At 47.5% G+C, this 18,295-nt stretch carries 11 protein-coding genes; 7 read left to right on the plus strand and 4 right to left on the minus strand.

What is annotated here, in order from left to right; genetic code table 11:
- Positions 1 to 25 precede the first annotated feature (25 nt).
- The 5 genes from QT397_14645 to QT397_14665 all read left to right on the plus strand — a co-directional run bounded on the left by QT397_14645 (position 26) and on the right by QT397_14665 (position 9,942).
- Positions 26 to 2,299 (plus strand): class I SAM-dependent methyltransferase, encoded by a 2,274-nt coding sequence (locus QT397_14645; GenBank protein ID WNZ54131.1) that lies wholly within the window; start codon positions 26 to 28, stop codon positions 2,297 to 2,299.
- Complete coding sequence (locus QT397_14650) at positions 2,289 to 3,395, plus strand: Gfo/Idh/MocA family oxidoreductase (GenBank protein ID WNZ54132.1); 1,107 nt, start codon at positions 2,289 to 2,291, stop codon at positions 3,393 to 3,395. The genes QT397_14645 and QT397_14650 overlap by 11 nt, the downstream gene beginning before the upstream one ends.
- Before the next feature lie 76 nt (positions 3,396 to 3,471).
- Entirely contained in the window at positions 3,472 to 4,359 is an 888-nt protein-coding gene (locus tag QT397_14655) for an ABC transporter ATP-binding protein (protein WNZ54133.1), read from the plus strand.
- Positions 4,356 to 7,766, plus strand: a complete 3,411-nt coding sequence (locus tag QT397_14660) for an ABC transporter permease (protein ID WNZ54134.1) — start codon at positions 4,356 to 4,358, stop codon at positions 7,764 to 7,766. The genes QT397_14655 and QT397_14660 overlap by 4 nt, the downstream gene beginning before the upstream one ends.
- A 31-nt stretch (positions 7,767 to 7,797) precedes the next feature.
- Positions 7,798 to 9,942, plus strand: coding sequence for a TonB-dependent receptor (locus tag QT397_14665; protein ID WNZ54135.1), 2,145 nt, complete (start codon positions 7,798 to 7,800; stop codon positions 9,940 to 9,942).
- A 99-nt stretch (positions 9,943 to 10,041) separates the two neighbouring features.
- Here the strand turns inward: QT397_14665 and QT397_14670 are convergent, their stop codons facing one another.
- The 4 genes from QT397_14670 to QT397_14685 form a co-directional block, all read right to left on the minus strand.
- Positions 10,042 to 10,725, minus strand: coding sequence for a VOC family protein (locus QT397_14670; protein ID WNZ54136.1), 684 nt, complete (start codon positions 10,723 to 10,725; stop codon positions 10,042 to 10,044).
- Between the two features lie 291 nt (positions 10,726 to 11,016).
- Positions 11,017 to 11,628: a hypothetical protein gene (locus tag QT397_14675; GenBank protein ID WNZ54137.1), complete on the minus strand. Its 612-nt coding sequence runs from the start codon at positions 11,626 to 11,628 to the stop codon at positions 11,017 to 11,019.
- Positions 11,629 to 11,946: 318 nt separating this feature from the next.
- Complete coding sequence (locus tag QT397_14680) at positions 11,947 to 13,245, minus strand: type II toxin-antitoxin system HipA family toxin (protein WNZ54138.1); 1,299 nt, start codon at positions 13,243 to 13,245, stop codon at positions 11,947 to 11,949.
- The gene (locus QT397_14685) at positions 13,239 to 13,595 is read right to left on the minus strand and encodes a helix-turn-helix transcriptional regulator (GenBank protein WNZ54139.1); all 357 of its coding nucleotides are present in this window, start codon (positions 13,593 to 13,595) and stop codon (positions 13,239 to 13,241) included. Before QT397_14685 ends, QT397_14680 begins: the two co-directional genes overlap by 7 nt.
- An 830-nt stretch (positions 13,596 to 14,425) precedes the next feature.
- Between QT397_14685 and QT397_14690 the strand changes: the two genes are divergently transcribed.
- Together QT397_14690 and QT397_14695 are read left to right on the plus strand one after the other, a co-directional pair.
- Entirely contained in the window at positions 14,426 to 17,389 is a 2,964-nt protein-coding gene (locus QT397_14690) for a DUF3857 and transglutaminase domain-containing protein (protein WNZ54140.1), read from the plus strand.
- Positions 17,390 to 17,784: 395 nt separating this feature from the next.
- Positions 17,785 to 18,249 carry a GNAT family N-acetyltransferase gene (locus tag QT397_14695; protein ID WNZ54141.1) on the plus strand — a complete coding sequence of 155 codons (465 nt, stop codon included), beginning with the start codon at positions 17,785 to 17,787 and terminating at the stop codon, positions 18,247 to 18,249.
- Positions 18,250 to 18,295: the final 46 nt, after the last annotated feature.

Here is an 18,295-nt window from a genome sequence, read left to right on the forward strand (position 1 = left end):
TGCAAGGGCTGTTTAAGGGGCTGTGATGAAAATGGAAGCAATAGCAGCAAATATTTTAAGTGGTTTGGAACAGTTGGGTGAATATCCCGCATTATCACTTGAAGGCTGTGACTGGAGTGGCAGTCAGGTGCTGACTTGGACTGGTTCCGTGGTTGCAAAGCTCAATGAGCAGCTTGCAGAACAGGGCTCACAGCGAGGCAAAACACTACTCTGGCAAGCTGATAATTCTGGGAATGGGTTGCCTCTGCTGATGCACCTGGTGGCACTAAGGCTGGGCATCGGGTTTGAACTTGTGCCTGAGGCGAACCCAGAGAAGGATTGCTTGACCTTAGAGGTACAAATCCCGAATGCGTTAGAAGGCCATCGAGGTGAGTTTTCGGTATTGCTGGCAGAAAACACCACCGTGGAGACAAACCTGACCTTACTCGAAGCGCAGCAAGAAGCTTTGGGGCCTATTCAGGGAAAGGTCGCCGTATTTTCTCCGCTCAATGAATTTGCTCGCTTTGGTATTTTCGCAGCATGGAGTTGTGGGCTACCTGTGCGATTGCAGGACCCCGCTATCAACCCAGCTAAAGCGCTGGTTGCTCTGGAGCGTTCAGGGTTTTCCGGTGTGGTATTGACGTCAACTTTGCTAAAAGGCTTGGCCGCACACCCGGCATTGGCCTTGACCAATCTCAAAAGCCTGCAATGCCTTTTGTATGAAACCGATGTCTTGCTATCACAATCTCTGTTGCGGGATATTCAACGCTTATTGGCAAACGATATTTCCGGTTGGGTCTGTACCGATAAAGGTATAGAACCCGTTGCAAAGGTCCAGCAAGCCCAGACCCAAAAGCTTGCGACTCTTGTCGAAAGTGTGGCGAAACACCCTGCGGTCGCCAGCTCCGTGACAATTCCCCTTGCTGGAGAGAATCGCTGGGCGGTCTTTGCGCAGCCCAAAATGCAGGCAGAGGCCAGTAACCTTGATATGACAGGGTTGTTCGCGCGAATTAATACCGAGCTGGATGCGGAATTTGCCCATATTGATTTGGAACATGCGGTAAAGGTAACGGAACAACTTAACGCTACTGCTTTGCTATCCATGCTGAATGCTTTCAGCCACCTGGGATTGTTTTGCGATCGACATTCAGTACACAGCTTAGCGGAAATACTTGAAGCCCCTCCGGTGGCTCAGCAGCACCGAGCTTTGATCAAGCGCTGGATCAAGGTTTTACAGGAGCAGCAGTTACTTCGTACTGATGGCGAGTATTGGTCGCCAGAGGTAGATCCAGACAGCTACAGTGATGCTGCCTTGGCTCTAGCATGGACTCGGCTGGAACAGGAATGGCGGATGCTGTCTGGAGCCAGTAAAACGATCGATTACGCCCGCGCTAACGCGGAACAATTACCGGATCTAATTCGGGGCAAAGTCCAGGCTGTGCACCTGCTGTTCCCCCGTGGTAGCACTGAGTTGGCGAGTGCGCTTTACCGGGAGGGTATAGCGGCCAGGTACCAGCAGCATTCAGTAAGAGCTTTATTGAAGTCCATCTTAAATAATTGGGAAGGCCAGCAACAGACTCTGAAAATACTGGAAGTTGGCGCTGGCACTGGGTCGACTACCCAGGCTCTACTGCCAGTGTTGGATGATGTCAGTGGCCATATCAACTTTGAATACCAGTTTACGGATATCTCTGCGGCTTTTCTCGATAGCTTTTTCGCAAAACATGGGGATCAGGAGCAGCGCCCCTGGTTGCACCGTGGATTGTTTGATATTGATCGTTCACCGCGCAGCCAGGGATTTTCCCCCAATAGCTTCGATGTAATTATTGCCGGCGGTGTTTTTAACGCCGCCCGCGACACAGATGCATCATTGCGCAGGGCAGCCGAGTTATTGCGCCCTGGTGGTTGGTTCATTATGACGGAGCCAACCAGTGAGGAGTTTTGGGTGATGGCATCACAGGCGTTTATGCTGGTGGATGCCGTCGACGAACGTACGGATTCCGGTGCAACATTTCTATCACTTTCCCAGTGGCACAATGCCCTGGAGGCTGCCGGATTAGAGTTGGCTATGGATTTGCCTGTATCTGAACACCCCCTATCCAGGCAGGGACATCGCTTCTTTGCCTGTAGAGCCAAGCAACATCAAATGCGACTGTCAGCAGATTGCCTGGCCGAATATCTCGATCACTTTAAGTCAGAAATTTATATCGAAGTTTTGGACAAATTGCCTTTGACTCTTGAGGGGCAGATAGATAAGGACCAATTAGAGAAATGGGCCGTGTCCATGGCTGAAAACCGGGGAGAGTCAAATGGGAATTGATAACCGCAAGCGGGTTGTCGTTGCAGGGACAGGCTTTGGCCGCATTTACCTTGAAGCCCTGACATCTTTCAGATTACCCGGCCGAGAACATTTTGAACTCTCAGGATTATTGGCTCGTGGCAGCGATTATTCCAGGAGCTGTGCCGAGCAATATGGAGTACCGCTCTATACCGAGGCAGAGCAGGTCCCCGATGATATCGATATTGTGTGTGTTGTTGTGCGTTCTGGTGCAACCGGGGGCGAGGGTTCTGAAATAGCGCAATCGTTTCTTAAACGAGGCATTCATGTATTGCAGGAGCATCCGGTCCACACCAAGGAAATTACCGCCAATCTGCTAGCTGCAAAGCAGGGGAATTCGGCCTATGCCGTTAACACCCTCTACCCCAATTTGCGCCCCACCAGGCAGTTCCTGGCTGCGGCAGAATACTTGCGTCGGCACCAGCGCCTGGAAATGATCGATGCTATTTGCAACAGCCAGATGGCCTATCCGCTATTGGATGTTATTGGTCGTGCAGTGGGCGAGCTTCGCCCCTGGTCTTTTAGCGAGCCGGTGCAACCAGAGGGCCATCCTTTTCAAAGTCTGTCGGCTACCTTTGGTGGTGTGCCCATGACTTTGCGTATTCAGAATCAGGTTCATCCACAGGACCCTGATAATCATTCCCTGCTATTACATCGGCTTGCTATAGGTGGCGAGGCTGGGGTTTTGACTTTGACTGATACTCACGGCCCCGTGCTCTGGAATCCCAGGTTACATTCGGCAAGGGACCAAACCGGCCGGCTTATTTTAAAGGGTGAGGGTACAGAGCGGCTGGCCGTTCCCAGCATGGTTACCCTGGGCGATACGGAAATGCGTAGTTACCACGATATTTTTGCCCTCACTTGGCCGGAGGCGGTTATTGAGGCTCTGCACTCCCTTTGTACTGATATCGCACAACCCGAGAAGCGCAAGCAAAGTGGTCAATGGGCATTGAGTGTCTCAATGGCGTGGAGTGATTTAACGGCCCGAATCGGTATGCCGACGTTGATCCAGCCAGGGGAACCGGAGCCGGTATCAGTTCAGGCACTCGCGGATATTGTCGGTCAGGCTTGCGACTAGAGTTTTAAGAAAACACGAACAGCACAAAAAAAGTGATTACGGAATTTTTACTTATAAAACGGGGTTAGGAGGAGAGATGCAAAATCAATCAGGGTTGATCATCGAAGGGCTCTTTAAGACATATAAAAATGGGGTGAAGGCGTTAAACGGCGTTAACTTGGAAGTTGGCCCCGGCATGTACGGATTACTTGGGCCTAATGGTGCCGGGAAAAGTAGTTTGATGCGTACCTTGGCTACCCTGCAAACCCCGGACAGTGGTCGGATCATGCTGGATGGTGTGGATGTGCTGGCAAAGCCGGACTTTATGCGCAGTAAACTGGGCTATTTGCCGCAACATATCGGCGCCTATCCTGGAATTGCAGCGCGGTCATTGCTGGAGCGTTTTGCCTGGCTCAAAGGCTTCACTGAAACAAGCGCAAGACGCCGTGAAGTGGATAGGCTATTGGAGCAGGTCAATTTGGCCGATGTAGCCGATCGAGCCGTATCAACCTATTCCGGCGGTATGCTGCGTCGTTTTGGTATTGCCATTGCATTGATTGGCGAGCCGCGCCTGATCATCGTTGACGAGCCAACCGCTGGCCTGGACCCGGCTGAACGCAATCGCTTTCACTGTGTTTTGGCGGATGTCGCGGCGGATGCCATTGTATTGCTCTCTACTCATATTGTTGAAGATATCGAAAACCTGTGCCAGCGCCTGGCCATATTGGCCTCTGGGCGTATTGTTGTTGAGGGCACAGCCCCGGAGGTCACAGACCCTCATATAGGCAAGATGTGGCAAGCACTGATTCCCCGTGGCGAATCACTTCCCGCATCCCTGCACAATATTGCCAGACCCGATGGTACCCAGGTAATCGTACACGGGGAAAAACCCGCAGACTCTCGTTTTACTGCCCACACGCCTCGCCTGGAAGATATTTATCATCTGGCTATTGAGCAGGTAAAAGACCAGCGGGAGGCTGCATGAACAAGCTGGCGCTTATTGCCCATGAGGCAAAGCTGGAGATAAGAGCCGGATTTAGCAGCGGCATCGTGGCTTTAGCCTTCTGGGGGCTGGTGATCTACCTGCTTCTGAATTTGGTCAATGCCGACTACATGCAAAAAATGGGGGCCACAGATATTCCCCGGAACTCACCATCACTCATTTACCTGATGGGTGCGGGATGTATGTTCTTTCAGTTTTTTGCCTGGGCCTGGGTTTTCTCGCAGCCTATTTTGCGGGACCGCAAAGCCAGTCTGCATGAAGTGATCTATACAACACCGAATTCCCTGAGCGTAATGCTTTGGGGGCGGTTTCTTGGCGCAGCGGTAATAGGAGCCATATTAAGTGCATCTGCGCTGGTAGGATTTTTGGTCTCGCCGGTATTGGTGTGGATGGGCTTGCTGCCCGAAACAGCGATTGGCCCAGCGCCCTGGAAAGCCCTTGGGTTTGCATGGATCTGGTTACAGATTCCCGCGAGCATCGGTATTGGCGCTCTGTATTTTGTCGCTACGTTGCGAACTCGCAGCCTGGCCGGTCCTTTTGGACTCGCAGCGGCTTTAATGATGCTGTGGATGTTTGCTGTGATCGTTCTTCGGGGTGGCAATATTAATCCGCAGCTGGCTGCGGTAATGGACCCCTCGCTATTTACTTTCGTTTATACGGAGGTTACTTCCTGGACACCTCTGCAAAAATCAACCTCGCTACTGCCGTTTACTTTGGGTTCGGTACTGAATCGAATTCTATGGTGTCTTGTTCCTTTGCTTGCCTTGGCGGCTTGCCTGAAATACTTGCGAAGGGAAACACTGGTACTGGAAGGGGCTGCCAAACCTGCCCGGGCGAAGGCCGCTAAAAAGGCAGCCACTCGCAAGGTTAAAGATTTCTCTCCATCTAAGCCCGATACCGCATCGGTTGGCCGCGCCTTGCGTCAACTCATGCTGGAAGCTCGCTGGAGATTATTTCACGTATGGAGTAGTCGCGCTTGGTGGGTCGGTGTTGCGGTCCTGGTAATAATGGGGGTGGCTAGCTCGTTTACCCAGATCATCTGGCACGCTGAAGGGCCTATGGCACCGCGCTTGGAAATGCTATTGCCGCTTCTCAAGGATGTTATTTTCCTGGTTATTGCTTTTGTAATCGCCGCATTGACTGGCTTGGTGTGCCGCAGGGATCAGGTGCCTGGGTTTGACGACATGCTGTCTGCAACCCCCGCGCCCGACTACACACGATTATTTGGCGTTGCCCTTACCGTATTCGCCATGACGGTGCTGTTGGCCCTGTTGCCGGGTCTATCGGGCATTATTACTGTGCTTCTCACCGCTCCTGCATCTGTCGATATCGTACAGGCGTTCACTTATCAATTGCTGATAGTGACAGCTCCTTTATTGGAGTTGTCGATGATGGTGCTTTTGGTGCATGCACTGTTCCGCCATGCGGGCTTTGCCTATTCCATGTCAATGTTTGTGACCTTTATTCTGGTCCTCAATCATGAGCTGGAGCTGGTGCATTACCCGCCCTATGAAGTGGGTATCACCGCTCATATTCAACTGTCAGCACTCAGTGGTTGGGAACCCTGGATCGGTTATTTATTGGCCTTGGATGGATTTAAAGTTGCGCTTGCCATATTGATGATCGGCCTGTCTGCTCTTTTGATTCCCCGTGGACTGGATAGCCGCATGTCTCAGGGTTTTGCCCTGATACGTTCACGTCTTATGGCCCCTCAGGGCGCTCTGGTGGCTTGTTCCGCTTTATTTCTTCTCGGTCTCGGTTCTGTATTGGGAGATAGGCTGGTAGTGCAGGGCGGGTATCAATCACCAGAGCAACTCAAACAAGAAGATGCCCTCTGGGAATCTTATTGGCTGCCGAAAGCGAGTGGGTTTGAGGTGTCCGGTGGTGAATTGAATATCAATATCAACCCGGATAACCAAACAGTAGAAGGTGAGTGGTTATTGCATAAAGTTCATGTCGAAGGGCAGGGCTTGCAGTTTGAATTACCCCACGGATTTGTATTGGTTAAGGCCTCAGTGGGCGGGCGTGAAGTCACACCGGATCAACGTTACGACCATATGTCGCTGCCAGTATCAGGCTGCTCTGATCAGGGTTGTAATATCAAACTGTTGTGGCAAATGAAGGCGCCGGGGTGGTCCGCAGAGGGAGAACCCTCAGGGCTGACTGCCAGTGGAGTCTGGTTACAAGCCAGTGATATTGTTCCGCGTCTAGGCATTGATCCCGAGCGTATTTTGCGGGTGCCAGCAGAGCGCGAAGCACTGGGTTTAAGCCGTGAGTTTACGCTGCCAACCGCACAGCTGGCCACAACCCTTGAGGGCGCGGCCCCTTCGGGAGATTGGCGTTGGCAAGTTCGTATTAAAAGCGCTGACAAGCCTGTCTTCAGCGAACAGGGCAGTACTACTGGCCCCTTGGATTTCTCCATTCAATGGGCACCCAATACGAAACTAGCGGTATTCGATGGGTTTGATATTTCCCATGATTCCGATCGCTCAAATATGGTTTCTGCCATTGCTAAGGACGTTGGGCAGATGCAGGCCTGCGTGAGCCAGCGGCTGGGTACTGATATCGAAATTAAACGGATTGCCCAATGGCCAAGAGGACTTGGAGAGACACGGGCCAGCGGTAATTTGCTGCAATTGTCCGAGGGGCCTCATTGGGATATTGCCGATGAAGGTACAGGGCGTTGGCTGCGGCGGGTCGATATCGCCCGAGCTTTGGCCCGCCAGCATTTACTGGAAAGTTCGGACATACGACGTATTGCCGGCTCCGCGTGGCTCAGCGATGGAGTTTCCGGAGCGATTGGCCTGCTTTGTGTAGCGGAAATCGATGGCATCGAAGTGCTTGATGATGTGCTGGTTCGATACTCCGATAAGACGACCAGAGACCTGGCTGGCAGTGAGGTACCCGTTGAGCGCTTGAGCACCGCACCGATTTCCGGTTGGACTCGCTACTATGCGCCGGTGGCCGCACTGGACTGGACGCTTCTGCAATCTCCTGAGTCCCTGTCCGCGTTACTCGATGACATCAAGCAGCAGAAGAATATTGAAAATGTACTGAGCGCTTATGTCGGTGAGACACGGACGCAAAATATGCTCGGGGCTCCTCTTTCATCAGCTCTAACGGTCGAGTACCTGGAGTCCGGTCAAATACGCCTGGACGGACAGCGTTGGCGCTGGGAGAAGGGTGGATGGCAACCGGTCGCACAAACGGCCAGCTACCGTTTGCTAGCCGATATCAATGAGTTGGATTCCGAGGTCATCAATGGAAAAACGCTGATTGAGCGTCTGCCCTTGGAGAAAGTTCTAGCGCTGGATATCTGGCCTTCCTATCAGCGGGACCCTGCACAGAATTTACTGGCTGAGAGTTCTGAAGTATCGAATATCAATTAATAGCCTAAGTAATAGAAAGGAAATTCAATTTATGCTCAGCTTAAACCTAGATAAGAAAGTACTTGCGAAACAAATTTCGCTAATATCGGCAAGTCTGCTATACGCTTCCGGAGCCTACTCTGCGGCGGAAGGAGCGGAAAAGGAGAGTTCTTCCGAAACAGAAATGGAAGTCGTTGAAGTTACTGCCCGGCTTACAAAAGAGAAAGCCAAGGATGTTCCCTTCAGCTTGAGTGTTGTTAGCGAAGAGGATTTGAAAAACCGATTGCTGCTCAATTTTGAAGATGCATTGCGCAGTGCACCTGGAGTAGATGTTTATTCTTCCAGTGGTGCGGTGGATGCAAATATCCGTATTCGCGGGGTTGGTTCACTGACTCAGGTAAATAAGGATGATGGCTCCGTTGTAGTGAACCTTGATGGCGTATCTATGCCTGCGGGAAATGTGTCCCTTGGGACCCTTGATATCGAAAGACTGGAAATATTAAAGGGTCCTCAAGGGACCTTATTCGGGCGCAACAGTGAAGCTGGCGCTATTAATATTACCACTAACAAGCCAACCGAAGAGTTTGAAGCTTACGGACGTGTAGAGCTCGGAGAGGATAACCAGAGTTTATATCAAACTGTTATCAGCGGCCCATTCTCTGAATCACTCCGTGGCCGAGTAGCCATCCGACATATCAGTGAGGACCATTGGGTTGAGAATACGACTAACGGCGATCCAATGACTGAACCCAAAGACCTGGCTTTCAGAGGTAGTCTGGAATGGGATTTGGGTGCGAAAACATCAGCCTTATTTATTGCTGAGAAGCAACAACAGGAAGGCTTTCTGAACCTTCAGTTATTACAACCTTTCGGTGATGACCCTGGCAGTGAACACACACCAGGAGCTTTTGACGATAATGAAAAAACCGTTGAGCGATTTTCCACTGAAATCAATCACCAATGGGCTAATACTCAACTGACTTCTATCACTGCATTGGTCAACACGGATTTTAGTTACCTAACCGGTTTTGACCAAGAGACTGCCCAAGCAGTGTTCAATTTCCCAATGGAGTATCTTCGTGGCGATAGCCAGGACGAGCAGACCATCAGCCAGGATCTACGCTTGTCCTCATTGCCTGAGGCATCTACATTCTGGGTGATTGGACTCAATCTACAAGAAGGTGAAAGAAGTTTTGACTCAATTGATTTGGTGTCCTTCGCCAATCAATACCGGGATTACGATACTGATAGCCAGGCTATTTACGGTGAGACTACATTACCTGTAACTGACTCCCTAAAATTTACAGCTGGATTACGTTACACCCAAGAGAGTAAGAAGTACGCCGGTGAGTATTCCAGCTACGGTATGGATGGCAATCTCTACGTTTCTCAAGATCAAAGAGATTTGGACGATAGTTATACAACTGGCCGCTTGGCTCTTGGTTATTCGCTGTCCAATTCCACAAATATCTATGCAGTTGCCGCACGAGGCTATAAATCCGGTGGGTTCAATGACTTTGCTTTGCAGTCTGCCGATAGCGTTGCTTACAAGCCCGCAACTGTCGACACCTTCGAGCTAGGCATTAAAAATGAGTCAGACAGTTTGAATATCAGTGGTGCTGTATTCTTTAGCTCAGTGGAAGATGATCATTTGTTAGGCTTTGATTTTGCTTCCTATTCCTCTGCTGCAGTAAACGCAGATACGGAGACATTTGGTGCAGAGCTTGAGGCCGATTGGTTTATTACCGAGCAGTTTAGTATTGCCGGTGGCTTGAGCTTCCTGGATACGGAAATTACAAAAGATGTGTATGGTGTTTCCGGTGGTGACGTTTTGGCGGGTAATGAAGTGCCTGACGTACCCAGCTGGAGTGCTAGCCTGGCATTGAATTACTACCAGCCTCTACCAGACTTTATGGGGTTAAGCGCACCGGCTCTCAATACCAACCTGACTGTACGTCATGTAGATGAGCGCCCGGCAGATGCACAAAACCACTTTAACCTGGATGCTTACAGCAAGGTGGACCTTCGTGTAGCACTGCAAACGGACTCTATGGAGCTTTATCTGTTTGCTGACAATCTGCTTGATGAGCAGTATCAGTTATATGGCTACACCAATGCGATATTTGCCCCTGATGCCAGAATAGGGGCGCCGGCAAAAGGACGTCGTGCGGGAGTTGGAGTTCTATACCGTCTGTAATAAGATTTCGACAGTTTAGTTAACGACTGTTTTATCTATCTTGATGGTGAGTGGATCAATCTCTGTAGAGATTGATCCACTAAATAGCTCAGAGGCTCCTTAGCTTGCTGGGTTGATTTTACTCCCATGCAAAAGAGTCGGGTCCAAATTTTCTCTCAGACCACTAACCTCTATACCCGTAACTTTGGTTGTAGGCCCGGGTTTGATATTAAATGTGGAATCTTTATCGATTAAACGTTGTACAGTTTTCCAGTCCTGTTCACTGACTTCCATGTGCACTTTACTCAGGCCAGTAGCACCATTTTTATGGTTTGTTTCTTGAGGGTACTGAGGTGGGTTATATGGACTTACAATAAATGGCAGTCGCTCAGAGCGAGGATAAACAAAGCGGAAGCTGGTTTTTTGTCCGTTTGGCTTGGTTCGTTGCCAGGGAATCACTCGCCCGGTTTGAACACCCTCACGCTTCATCGCTGAAAGATCATTATCAAAATCGTCACTGACTAAGGCAACATCACAAAAACCTTCTCCTTCTTGCGACCAACGTATCATCCTACGTCCTGCGCCCCGGCCGGCAAAGAGGTCAATAATCCATTTGAAGTATTGAGCATTGGATGGTGATGTTAGTAACTCAATAATCGCTCCCTCACGAAACCAAATATGTGCGTGCTGAGCACTTTTTTCTTTCGTTGCATAATCTACGGTAAAACCCAGCTGGCGAAAATCCTGTACGGCTTGATGAATATCCTCCACCCAGAGTAAAACGTGGCTACAGCGTGTTCTCATAAGAGTGCCTTTTGTCTAAAAATAGTGTTGCTTGTTTGGTTTTTATTTTTTAGGCGGCAGTTGTTAGTTAATCATTTCTTGTGGTTGATTTAACCATACCAGAAATTACGATAAGGGTGATTTAACTTTTTCCGAAATTTCAATAATTATGAAAGTAATATAATCTACTTGGTGATTCTTTCATGAATTGTATGGCCTCTAAACAGAGTAGGGATCAACGCTCCGTACTGCGAATTGGGTATCTATTTCTAAAAAGCACAAAAGACTGATGTGACTTGGATCGCGCAGAAATTACTCTGAAACCTCAGGTTTCATCCCCACGCAATATTTGGCGGGAACCTCATCTAAGCTAAATGCCTTCATCAGTTTTCTGCTTGCTCCCACATAGGACTCTGCCGTTGCACCTGACCAGTAACCCGTATCACAACTCAGGGAAACACAATCGCCTCCAAAAGTTACAAAAGACTTATCCCGTACAATCTTGCATGTGCATATGGCTTTAAGTGGATTCATCGGGTCGACAATGCAGGGTTGATCCAGGCAATCAGTCCACGGTTTACCTTCGGGGCAGGAAAGTACAGGCTTGGTGGGAGCCTGCGCGAAAGAAAATGTCGATAAGGCTTTTTTGACGTCGTTTGAGTCAGTCACAGGAGTTCGGTTTTTACATTCAGAAAACCCGAAGTTCAACCCCTTATTAACGTCACATCTGCAAACTGCATTTGAATCTGGATTACTGGGATCTGGAATGCATGGGGCAGATGTGCATAGAACATACTCATTATTACAAATGATGCCCTCACTATTCTTGATTGAGTTATGACTATTCTCTTCTGCTGCCGTTTTAGCTCCCATAAAAGCAAGGGAAATCAAAATTATTGTGAATAGAAGTGACAGTTTCATCATGAGCAGCTCTTTTATACGTTAATCGCCAAAATAGAATGTAAGCTGATATTTCTCAGATGAAGACGATTGAAGTGTCGTTTTTTCGATTGGACTTGACTTCATCCCGCTCGATATCTCATGGACTATAAGCCCGTTTACGGTGCCTCTGTTCTATTCGACAAGGGATCTTTGGAGTTAAAAGATACACTGGGGCCGCCGTGGGAGTATGGTTGGGAGGCTGAAGGTTTTAGCGGTAAAATTTGGGATCGAACCCTGGCTCCATCCTTGGGGCCACAAAAGAAGTGGGTAGCGGCTAGGTCAATGACATATAGATAAAACTCAAGTTAGCTTGCGGTGGTTTTGGCCAATTTCAATAATCCAGCTTTCAGAGACACCGGAGGCTTCAGCGAACTGCTCCCAATTTGCTACCGCACTTGCGACCTGATCAATTATCTCCATTGGACGCTTAATGCTGATGGATTCCCCTAATGTTATTAAGTCATCTAAATTGAAGTGATCACGCTTTCCGTTAATACTCATCTGGTGTTGACTTGTCCAAGCTCCGCCAGGATTGTGGGCATAAGTCAGGTCAAAGGCTGGTGAAAGAGACCATTCTCCGGCTGGGTCCATAAGAAATGCAATATTCTTTGTATGATCATCTTGATTCCTGGCCAATACGTTGAAGACCATACGGCGATATTGCTGAACGGCTTCATTTTTAGACAGATATAGTTCACGTATTATGCTGAATACTTGCTCATAGGAGTGTGCGCCTGCCATGTTGAAATCTAAGTGCGCAATACCACATAGAGACTGCATATGAAGCTTTTGCCCGTTTACCCGATCAAAGCGCCGCGTCATAAAATGCGCTCGGCCATTTTCCTCCAGTAGCCCGCACTTCGCCATATTGATACCCGCTTCGCGAGCCATATGATAATAGGCGTATTCAACCCGCCCATAGCCATCGCTTGCCCTGAGTTCAAGATCTCCCGCGCCGTCAAATTTTAAAAGCCAGTAGTCATAGCCTTTAGGGGCGGGGACCTGACCAGAGCGAATATCCCCCTTATCATTCATGGCAATAACTGCTTTTGCTCGAGCGCCTCCGGCACTGGTGCCAACGCGCAAAATGTCCAGCAAGGAGCCTGATTTTTCAGTATCACTATGTCCAAATTGCGTATTGAGATCCGTCTGCCTATTGGTAATTGCGGCAGCTAGATTGACTAATTCTTCAACGTTCAGGTCGACAGAGTCTTTGAAGGTGCCGTCCACCGCTGGTTGAAATTCAAGCGCGCCCATGCCACGAGTACCGGTGTAACAGAGTCGCTCAATAGGGTTGAAGCTGTCTGGAGTTCGCCCTTGGCGTGCGAGCCAGGCATCAATCACCGCATTGCCGAATTTGTCAGGCAGGCAATCGGCGAGGAGTCCCGGTAATCCTTTAAATGTTTCCCGACCGAGGCCGCGAAATGTATATGGCTCTTGTGAAGTTTCAATTGGCATGGTTATCGGAGCAATATCCAGCCCCCGACGCAAGAACTCCGGTGCATACTCGAATGAACCATAACCACTGTCACCCCAGTGGACAGCGCCTACCAACTCGCCCCACAAGTGAACTGTTGCGGCATTTGTCTGGCTTACCATTCTGGCTTGCTCCTTTTCTTATTGTTGTTCACGGGCAGAGTATCGCGCTGATTCTGTGAGCTACGGCTGGCTCTCTGCCGTTGCTTGCCTTGAGTAGCAATTTGCATCGGACTTACTGCCGGTTCAGGTAAAAAGTTATCCAATGAATCAAGTTGGCGAAGTACCCTTAGTGCAGCAACAAGGCTATCAAGCCTGCCACGACCAGCCTCCAGCCCTTTAATGGTGGAGGTGGATAGGCCTGCACGCTCAGCCATGTCATCCTGAGTAAGGTTCATTCGTAAGCGGTACTTTTTGAGGCGATTGCCCAGCTTCCCAAGTATTTGCTTATCTGATTGACCGTAAAAGCCCATAATAGTTGCCTTTCCACCCTTTAATTGGGCTTTGTTAAGTTAATGGGTGCTTTTTGATCTATTATAGCCTGCATAGGTCAAAAGTGTTAATAGGTGGGAATATAGCCATTAAGGCTAATTTTAATCGTTTACAGGTGCTTTTTCGGCTGTTATATGTATTAATTCTAATTTCTATAGAGGCTCGCCTTTACCGGAAACCCAACTTCTGCTGGAGATAAGAGAAACACCTGTTCTACATAAGATTTGATGCCATAGGCGGGCGACTACTTTCCTCGGGGGTGATTAGGCTCCACTGCTGCTATTAGATTTCTTGCCGTTGCCAAATGGGAACAACTAAGAGGTTTCTATGGAGATTTACATTAGCTACTGCCATGAACAGTGGCCGCAAATTAACTAGAAGCAAATTGTTTCCCTATATTGTTCTATGGGTAAACCAACAGTAGCTGACCGTTACAAAATTTATCCCTGTTAACTCCTAGTTAATAGGAAAGCTTATTTATAAGCTTACTTGTAGTTTGTGGGGGAAGTTTGGTTGTGATTAACTTTTTATAAATCTGAATACCAGTTTTAGTATAGAGAGTGTCAGCTCTTCTAAATCTTATATCTTCTGCTATTTACGTTGTCTTAGGTTCTTAGTTAATGGACTATCGTACAAAAAATATCGGGATAGCTCGCATTGTGACTCCATATTGGACTTTCGAGTGAAAAACGCCTTTACTAAGCTCCTCGTACAAGCAGGTATTGAGTTAATTGGGTTTGCAGTCTAGTTTCACTGGTGCGCATCCATTTCGTATTTGAAAGCCACTCTAAGTATTGTAGAAAAGTAGATAATGAAGAAAAAAATTGATGCGGCTATATCAATAGTATTAGTGATTTGTTCATTGTTGGCCGTAGGCAAGGTTTGGGCAAGGGAAGAAGTTGCTACGTCTCCCATACCAGATTGGGTTACAAAGGTAGTAGTTCCTGAAGTAAATGAGCGGCCTGTGGATAAGATCCAGGATGGGGTTCACTATCTTCTGCTGGACTCCCAGATCAAAGCAGGGGATGAGCCAGGATTTGAATACTTCTTTCGAATGGCTGAATACATTATTAACCCTGAAGGGGTTGATGAAAGCTCACAGATAAGTATTGATTATGACCCAGAGTATCAAAAGGTTACATTACATACTCTTAATGTGATCCGCGATGGACAGGTTTTAAATAAACTCAATACTGCGCGAATAGATCATATTCGGCGCGAAGAGGAGATGGATGAGTCAGTCTACCATGGTCAATTAACACTCAATATTTTGTTAGACGATATCAGGGTGGGTGATGTTGTAGAGTATAGCTACACGCGTTCGGGGGTGAATCCTGTTTATCAGGGGATATTTGCATATAGCTCCAGTCTGAATTGGTCTGTCCCACTTGAGAGACTCTATTTGCGTATATTGTGGGAGAAGCAAACACCTCTCTATAGTTCAATTTTAAATAGCGATTTGGAACTCAAACAAAAAGATCTGGGTGGTGCCAGAGAGTATGTCATCGAGGACAATAAACTTGATCCAGTTAAATCTGACGATGGGACTCCTTCCTGGTTTAGTCCTTGGGGCGCTATTTACTTTAGTGAACAGGCAACCTGGGAAGCTGTTGGTGTCTGGGGGTTAGGGTTATATCAAGGAGTTTTTAATGTTGATGCGGAGATAGCTAAATTAGTCGCTGACATCAAGTTAAATCACAAAGATAAGAGTTCCCAAATCTCTGCCGCACTTCGGTTTGTCCAGGAGGAGATACGTTACTTAGGAATAGAGTTGGGGGAAAACTCACACAAGCCCAGACCAGCCAGCACGACTTTGCGGTATAGATATGGAGATTGTAAAGATAAAACTGTACTGTTTTTAACTCTATTGAAAGAACTTGGAGTTGATGGCTACCCGGCTCTAGTGAATACCGAAACAAGACTTAAAGATAGAATCCCCAGCGTACGGTCATTTGACCATGTTATCAGCTATTTTGAATTTGAAGACAAAGAGTATTGGGTAGATCCAACGCGTAGCTATCAGCATGGTGACTTGAGTAGTATTTTTCAGCCAGATTATGGAAAAGCACTAATACTCAGGCCGGGCACTGATGACTTGGTAAATATGGAGCCAGATGTCGCAAAGTATGGAGTATTTGTAAAAGATGAGTTCACAGTACTGGATGACGGCCCTGCAACCTTTACAACCACTACTGTAAATTATGGTAAGGACGCCGAAAGGCAGAGACAGCGTTTAGCTAGCAATGGGCGAGATCAAATCCAGACAGAATATTTGGAGTTCTTTGAGGATTATTATCCCGGGATTGAAGTCGCTGCTCTAATTGAGCTAGAAGATAACCCAGAGCGAAATATATTCACCTCTCATGAGCAATATAAGCTGGAAAATTTTTGGGAAGATAAACCAGATAGAAAGCGCCACGAGGTTGATTTTTATGCAAACATTGTTAGCCCATGGGTATCTGAGCCGGATGATCAGGATAGGCACCATCCGTTGGCTTTATCGTATCCAGAGCATATAGAACAGGTTATTGAAGTTCACTTCAATGGAGATGATTGGTTTTTTGATAGTGAGTATTTTGAAGAAGACAACAGCTTTTTCTATTTCAAAAATGAAGTTTCCTTTCAGGAAGACAGTAAGACGCTTTCTCTGAAATATATATACCGCAGTAAGGCTGATCATGTTAAGCCGAGTGAATATCAAGCCTACGTAGAGGCTATTAACAAACTCAAGAATCAACTGAGTTACGGTATCTATCAGTCTTATGAAAATACCTCAGGAGATACTGAGAGTGGTTTCTTGTCACAGTTATCGCTCGCCACGTATATCTATATCTATGCCGCCATGTATGTCTTCCTGGTCTTTATGTGGCGCTTTGATAGATGGAAGAATCCTGTAAAGGAAGATACGATTTTTTACCCTGTCTCCCTGGGTAAGCTGACGGCGATGTGGGTTTTTACATTCGGAATTTTTGGTGTTTATTGGTTTTATAGAAACTTCAAATATATCCGGGAGCAGGAACGTAGTGCGATCATGCCGCTCGCTAGAGGTATTTTTAACAAGTTCTGGTACTTCCCCCTTTGGAATAAACTCCGTGAAGATAGTGAAAATCGATATGGTAAATCATATTTGCCAAACAAAGGATTTGCAGTTGTATTGGCCATTACCTTTTTGATCTCACCAGTCTTGGGTAGATATACGGGCTACCCCCTGGTGTTCCAGCTTCTAACCGTGCTAACAGTATTGCCATTGGCAAACTATTTACTGTTTGTGAATGGTGATAAGTCACCAGCGGTAATTGAGGGTTCCAAATGGCGTGCTAGGCATGCTTTGTTAGTGGTGTTGAGCTTGCCGGTGTGTGGGCTGGTGGTCGGTGGAGAGTTTGGTATTTTAGCTAGCGACAAGGTTGTTGAAGGCAGTGAGATATCAGATAGGGACCTCAAGTTTATGCAGAGAAAGGGGATCCTAAAGGCTACTGATGAGATAGCATATTTCTATAGTGACGCGCTTCTATTCGTGAGTGAAGATGGCAATGGTTTTACACAGCGCCATGTATTTTCCTATTGGAAAGATGGGGATATTTTGGAAAAGGAAATGGCATCTTACGAAGATATTGAGGACCTACAAGTAGACTGGTCCAGTTCATTAGGCGATACCACCACAGTAACTGTTGTCAGAAAAGATGGTAGTGATTTTATACTTTATGTTTCCAATCTTGGGGGGAAGGATAAGGTGTTTATATCCTCTCTGAAAGAGCGGTTGAAAGCTGTTCTATAGGTATGGTTGGGGTCTGCTGGAGCTTAAATTTATAAAATAGCTCCAGCTGTCCTACCTTGAATTTTTTAGACTTGGGATAAGGTAAAATTCATAAATACCTCTTGTACTTTTTCAGTCTTCAGGTTTCATACCTAAAGACTGAAAAAGCCTCTGATGTTGTTCAGGTTCCATTTCTTCAAACTTATGGTGCTATGCGAGCGTTGAGGCTTCATCAATCCCTTCGGCTCTAATGATTTCTACCCATTGGCTCTTTGTGACCATTATTCAATAGAGAGTTGTCCGCTTTCTTTCCTACGCACCCAGCTTGCTGCCAGTAAAAATTGCTGATAGATTCTAAATGTGATCACATTTCAGCTGGGCAAAAATGTAAATAAGTTAAAGGGAAGGGATAGTTTATGGTGAGTCCGATTGTAAGGGCCGGGGCGAAGCAGAGTAGTGAGGTCGCAGGACTGGTAACAAAATTGCTGCAAGCTCTTGTCGGTCATAAGCGCAACATCGATCCAGAGGTGATGGCAGTAACGGCTAAGAAGCTGTTATCACAAAATAATGGATTCCATGCTTTCCTATATTATGCCGATGGAGCTCCTGTAGGAGTTATTACCCTATCCAGATCTGCCGCTATTTATGCCGGAGGCAACTACGGGGTAATCGAGGAGCTGTATGTTGAACCAGAGTTTCGCTCGCAGTTTATTGGCAAGGCTCTTTTGGCTGAGGCGATCAGCTTTGCGAAGGAGGAGGGCTGGCCACGGTTGGAAGTTAGTACTCCAGAAAGAGAAAACTGGCAACGAACAATTGATTTTTACCTCCGAGAAGGTTTCCTTGAGAATTCGGTGGGGGAGAGATTGAAGCTGGAGTTGTAGTTACTCAGGATAAAAGGGGAGAAGTCGTTTTGAATAAAGAAAAGCT

Origin of the sequence: Microbulbifer sp. MKSA007, from assembly GCA_032615215.1 — a bacterium.
GTDB lineage: Bacteria > Pseudomonadota > Gammaproteobacteria > Pseudomonadales > Cellvibrionaceae > Microbulbifer.

Coding starts and splice junctions, on each gene's coding strand:
- QT397_14660 (WNZ54134.1), top strand. CDS start 4,356: ATGAACAAGCTGGCGCTTATTGCCCATGAGGCAAAGCTGGAGATAAGA.
- QT397_14650 (WNZ54132.1), top strand. CDS start 2,289: ATGGGAATTGATAACCGCAAGCGGGTTGTCGTTGCAGGGACAGGCTTT.
- QT397_14680 (WNZ54138.1), bottom strand. CDS start 13,245: ATGGTAAGCCAGACAAATGCCGCAACAGTTCACTTGTGGGGCGAGTTG.
- QT397_14655 (WNZ54133.1), top strand. CDS start 3,472: ATGCAAAATCAATCAGGGTTGATCATCGAAGGGCTCTTTAAGACATAT.
- QT397_14690 (WNZ54140.1), top strand. CDS start 14,426: ATGAAGAAAAAAATTGATGCGGCTATATCAATAGTATTAGTGATTTGT.
- QT397_14645 (WNZ54131.1), top strand. CDS start 26: ATGAAAATGGAAGCAATAGCAGCAAATATTTTAAGTGGTTTGGAACAG.
- QT397_14665 (WNZ54135.1), top strand. CDS start 7,798: ATGCTCAGCTTAAACCTAGATAAGAAAGTACTTGCGAAACAAATTTCG.
- QT397_14695 (WNZ54141.1), top strand. CDS start 17,785: ATGGTGAGTCCGATTGTAAGGGCCGGGGCGAAGCAGAGTAGTGAGGTC.
- QT397_14685 (WNZ54139.1), bottom strand. CDS start 13,595: ATGGGCTTTTACGGTCAATCAGATAAGCAAATACTTGGGAAGCTGGGC.
- QT397_14670 (WNZ54136.1), bottom strand. CDS start 10,725: ATGAGAACACGCTGTAGCCACGTTTTACTCTGGGTGGAGGATATTCAT.
- QT397_14675 (WNZ54137.1), bottom strand. CDS start 11,628: ATGATGAAACTGTCACTTCTATTCACAATAATTTTGATTTCCCTTGCT.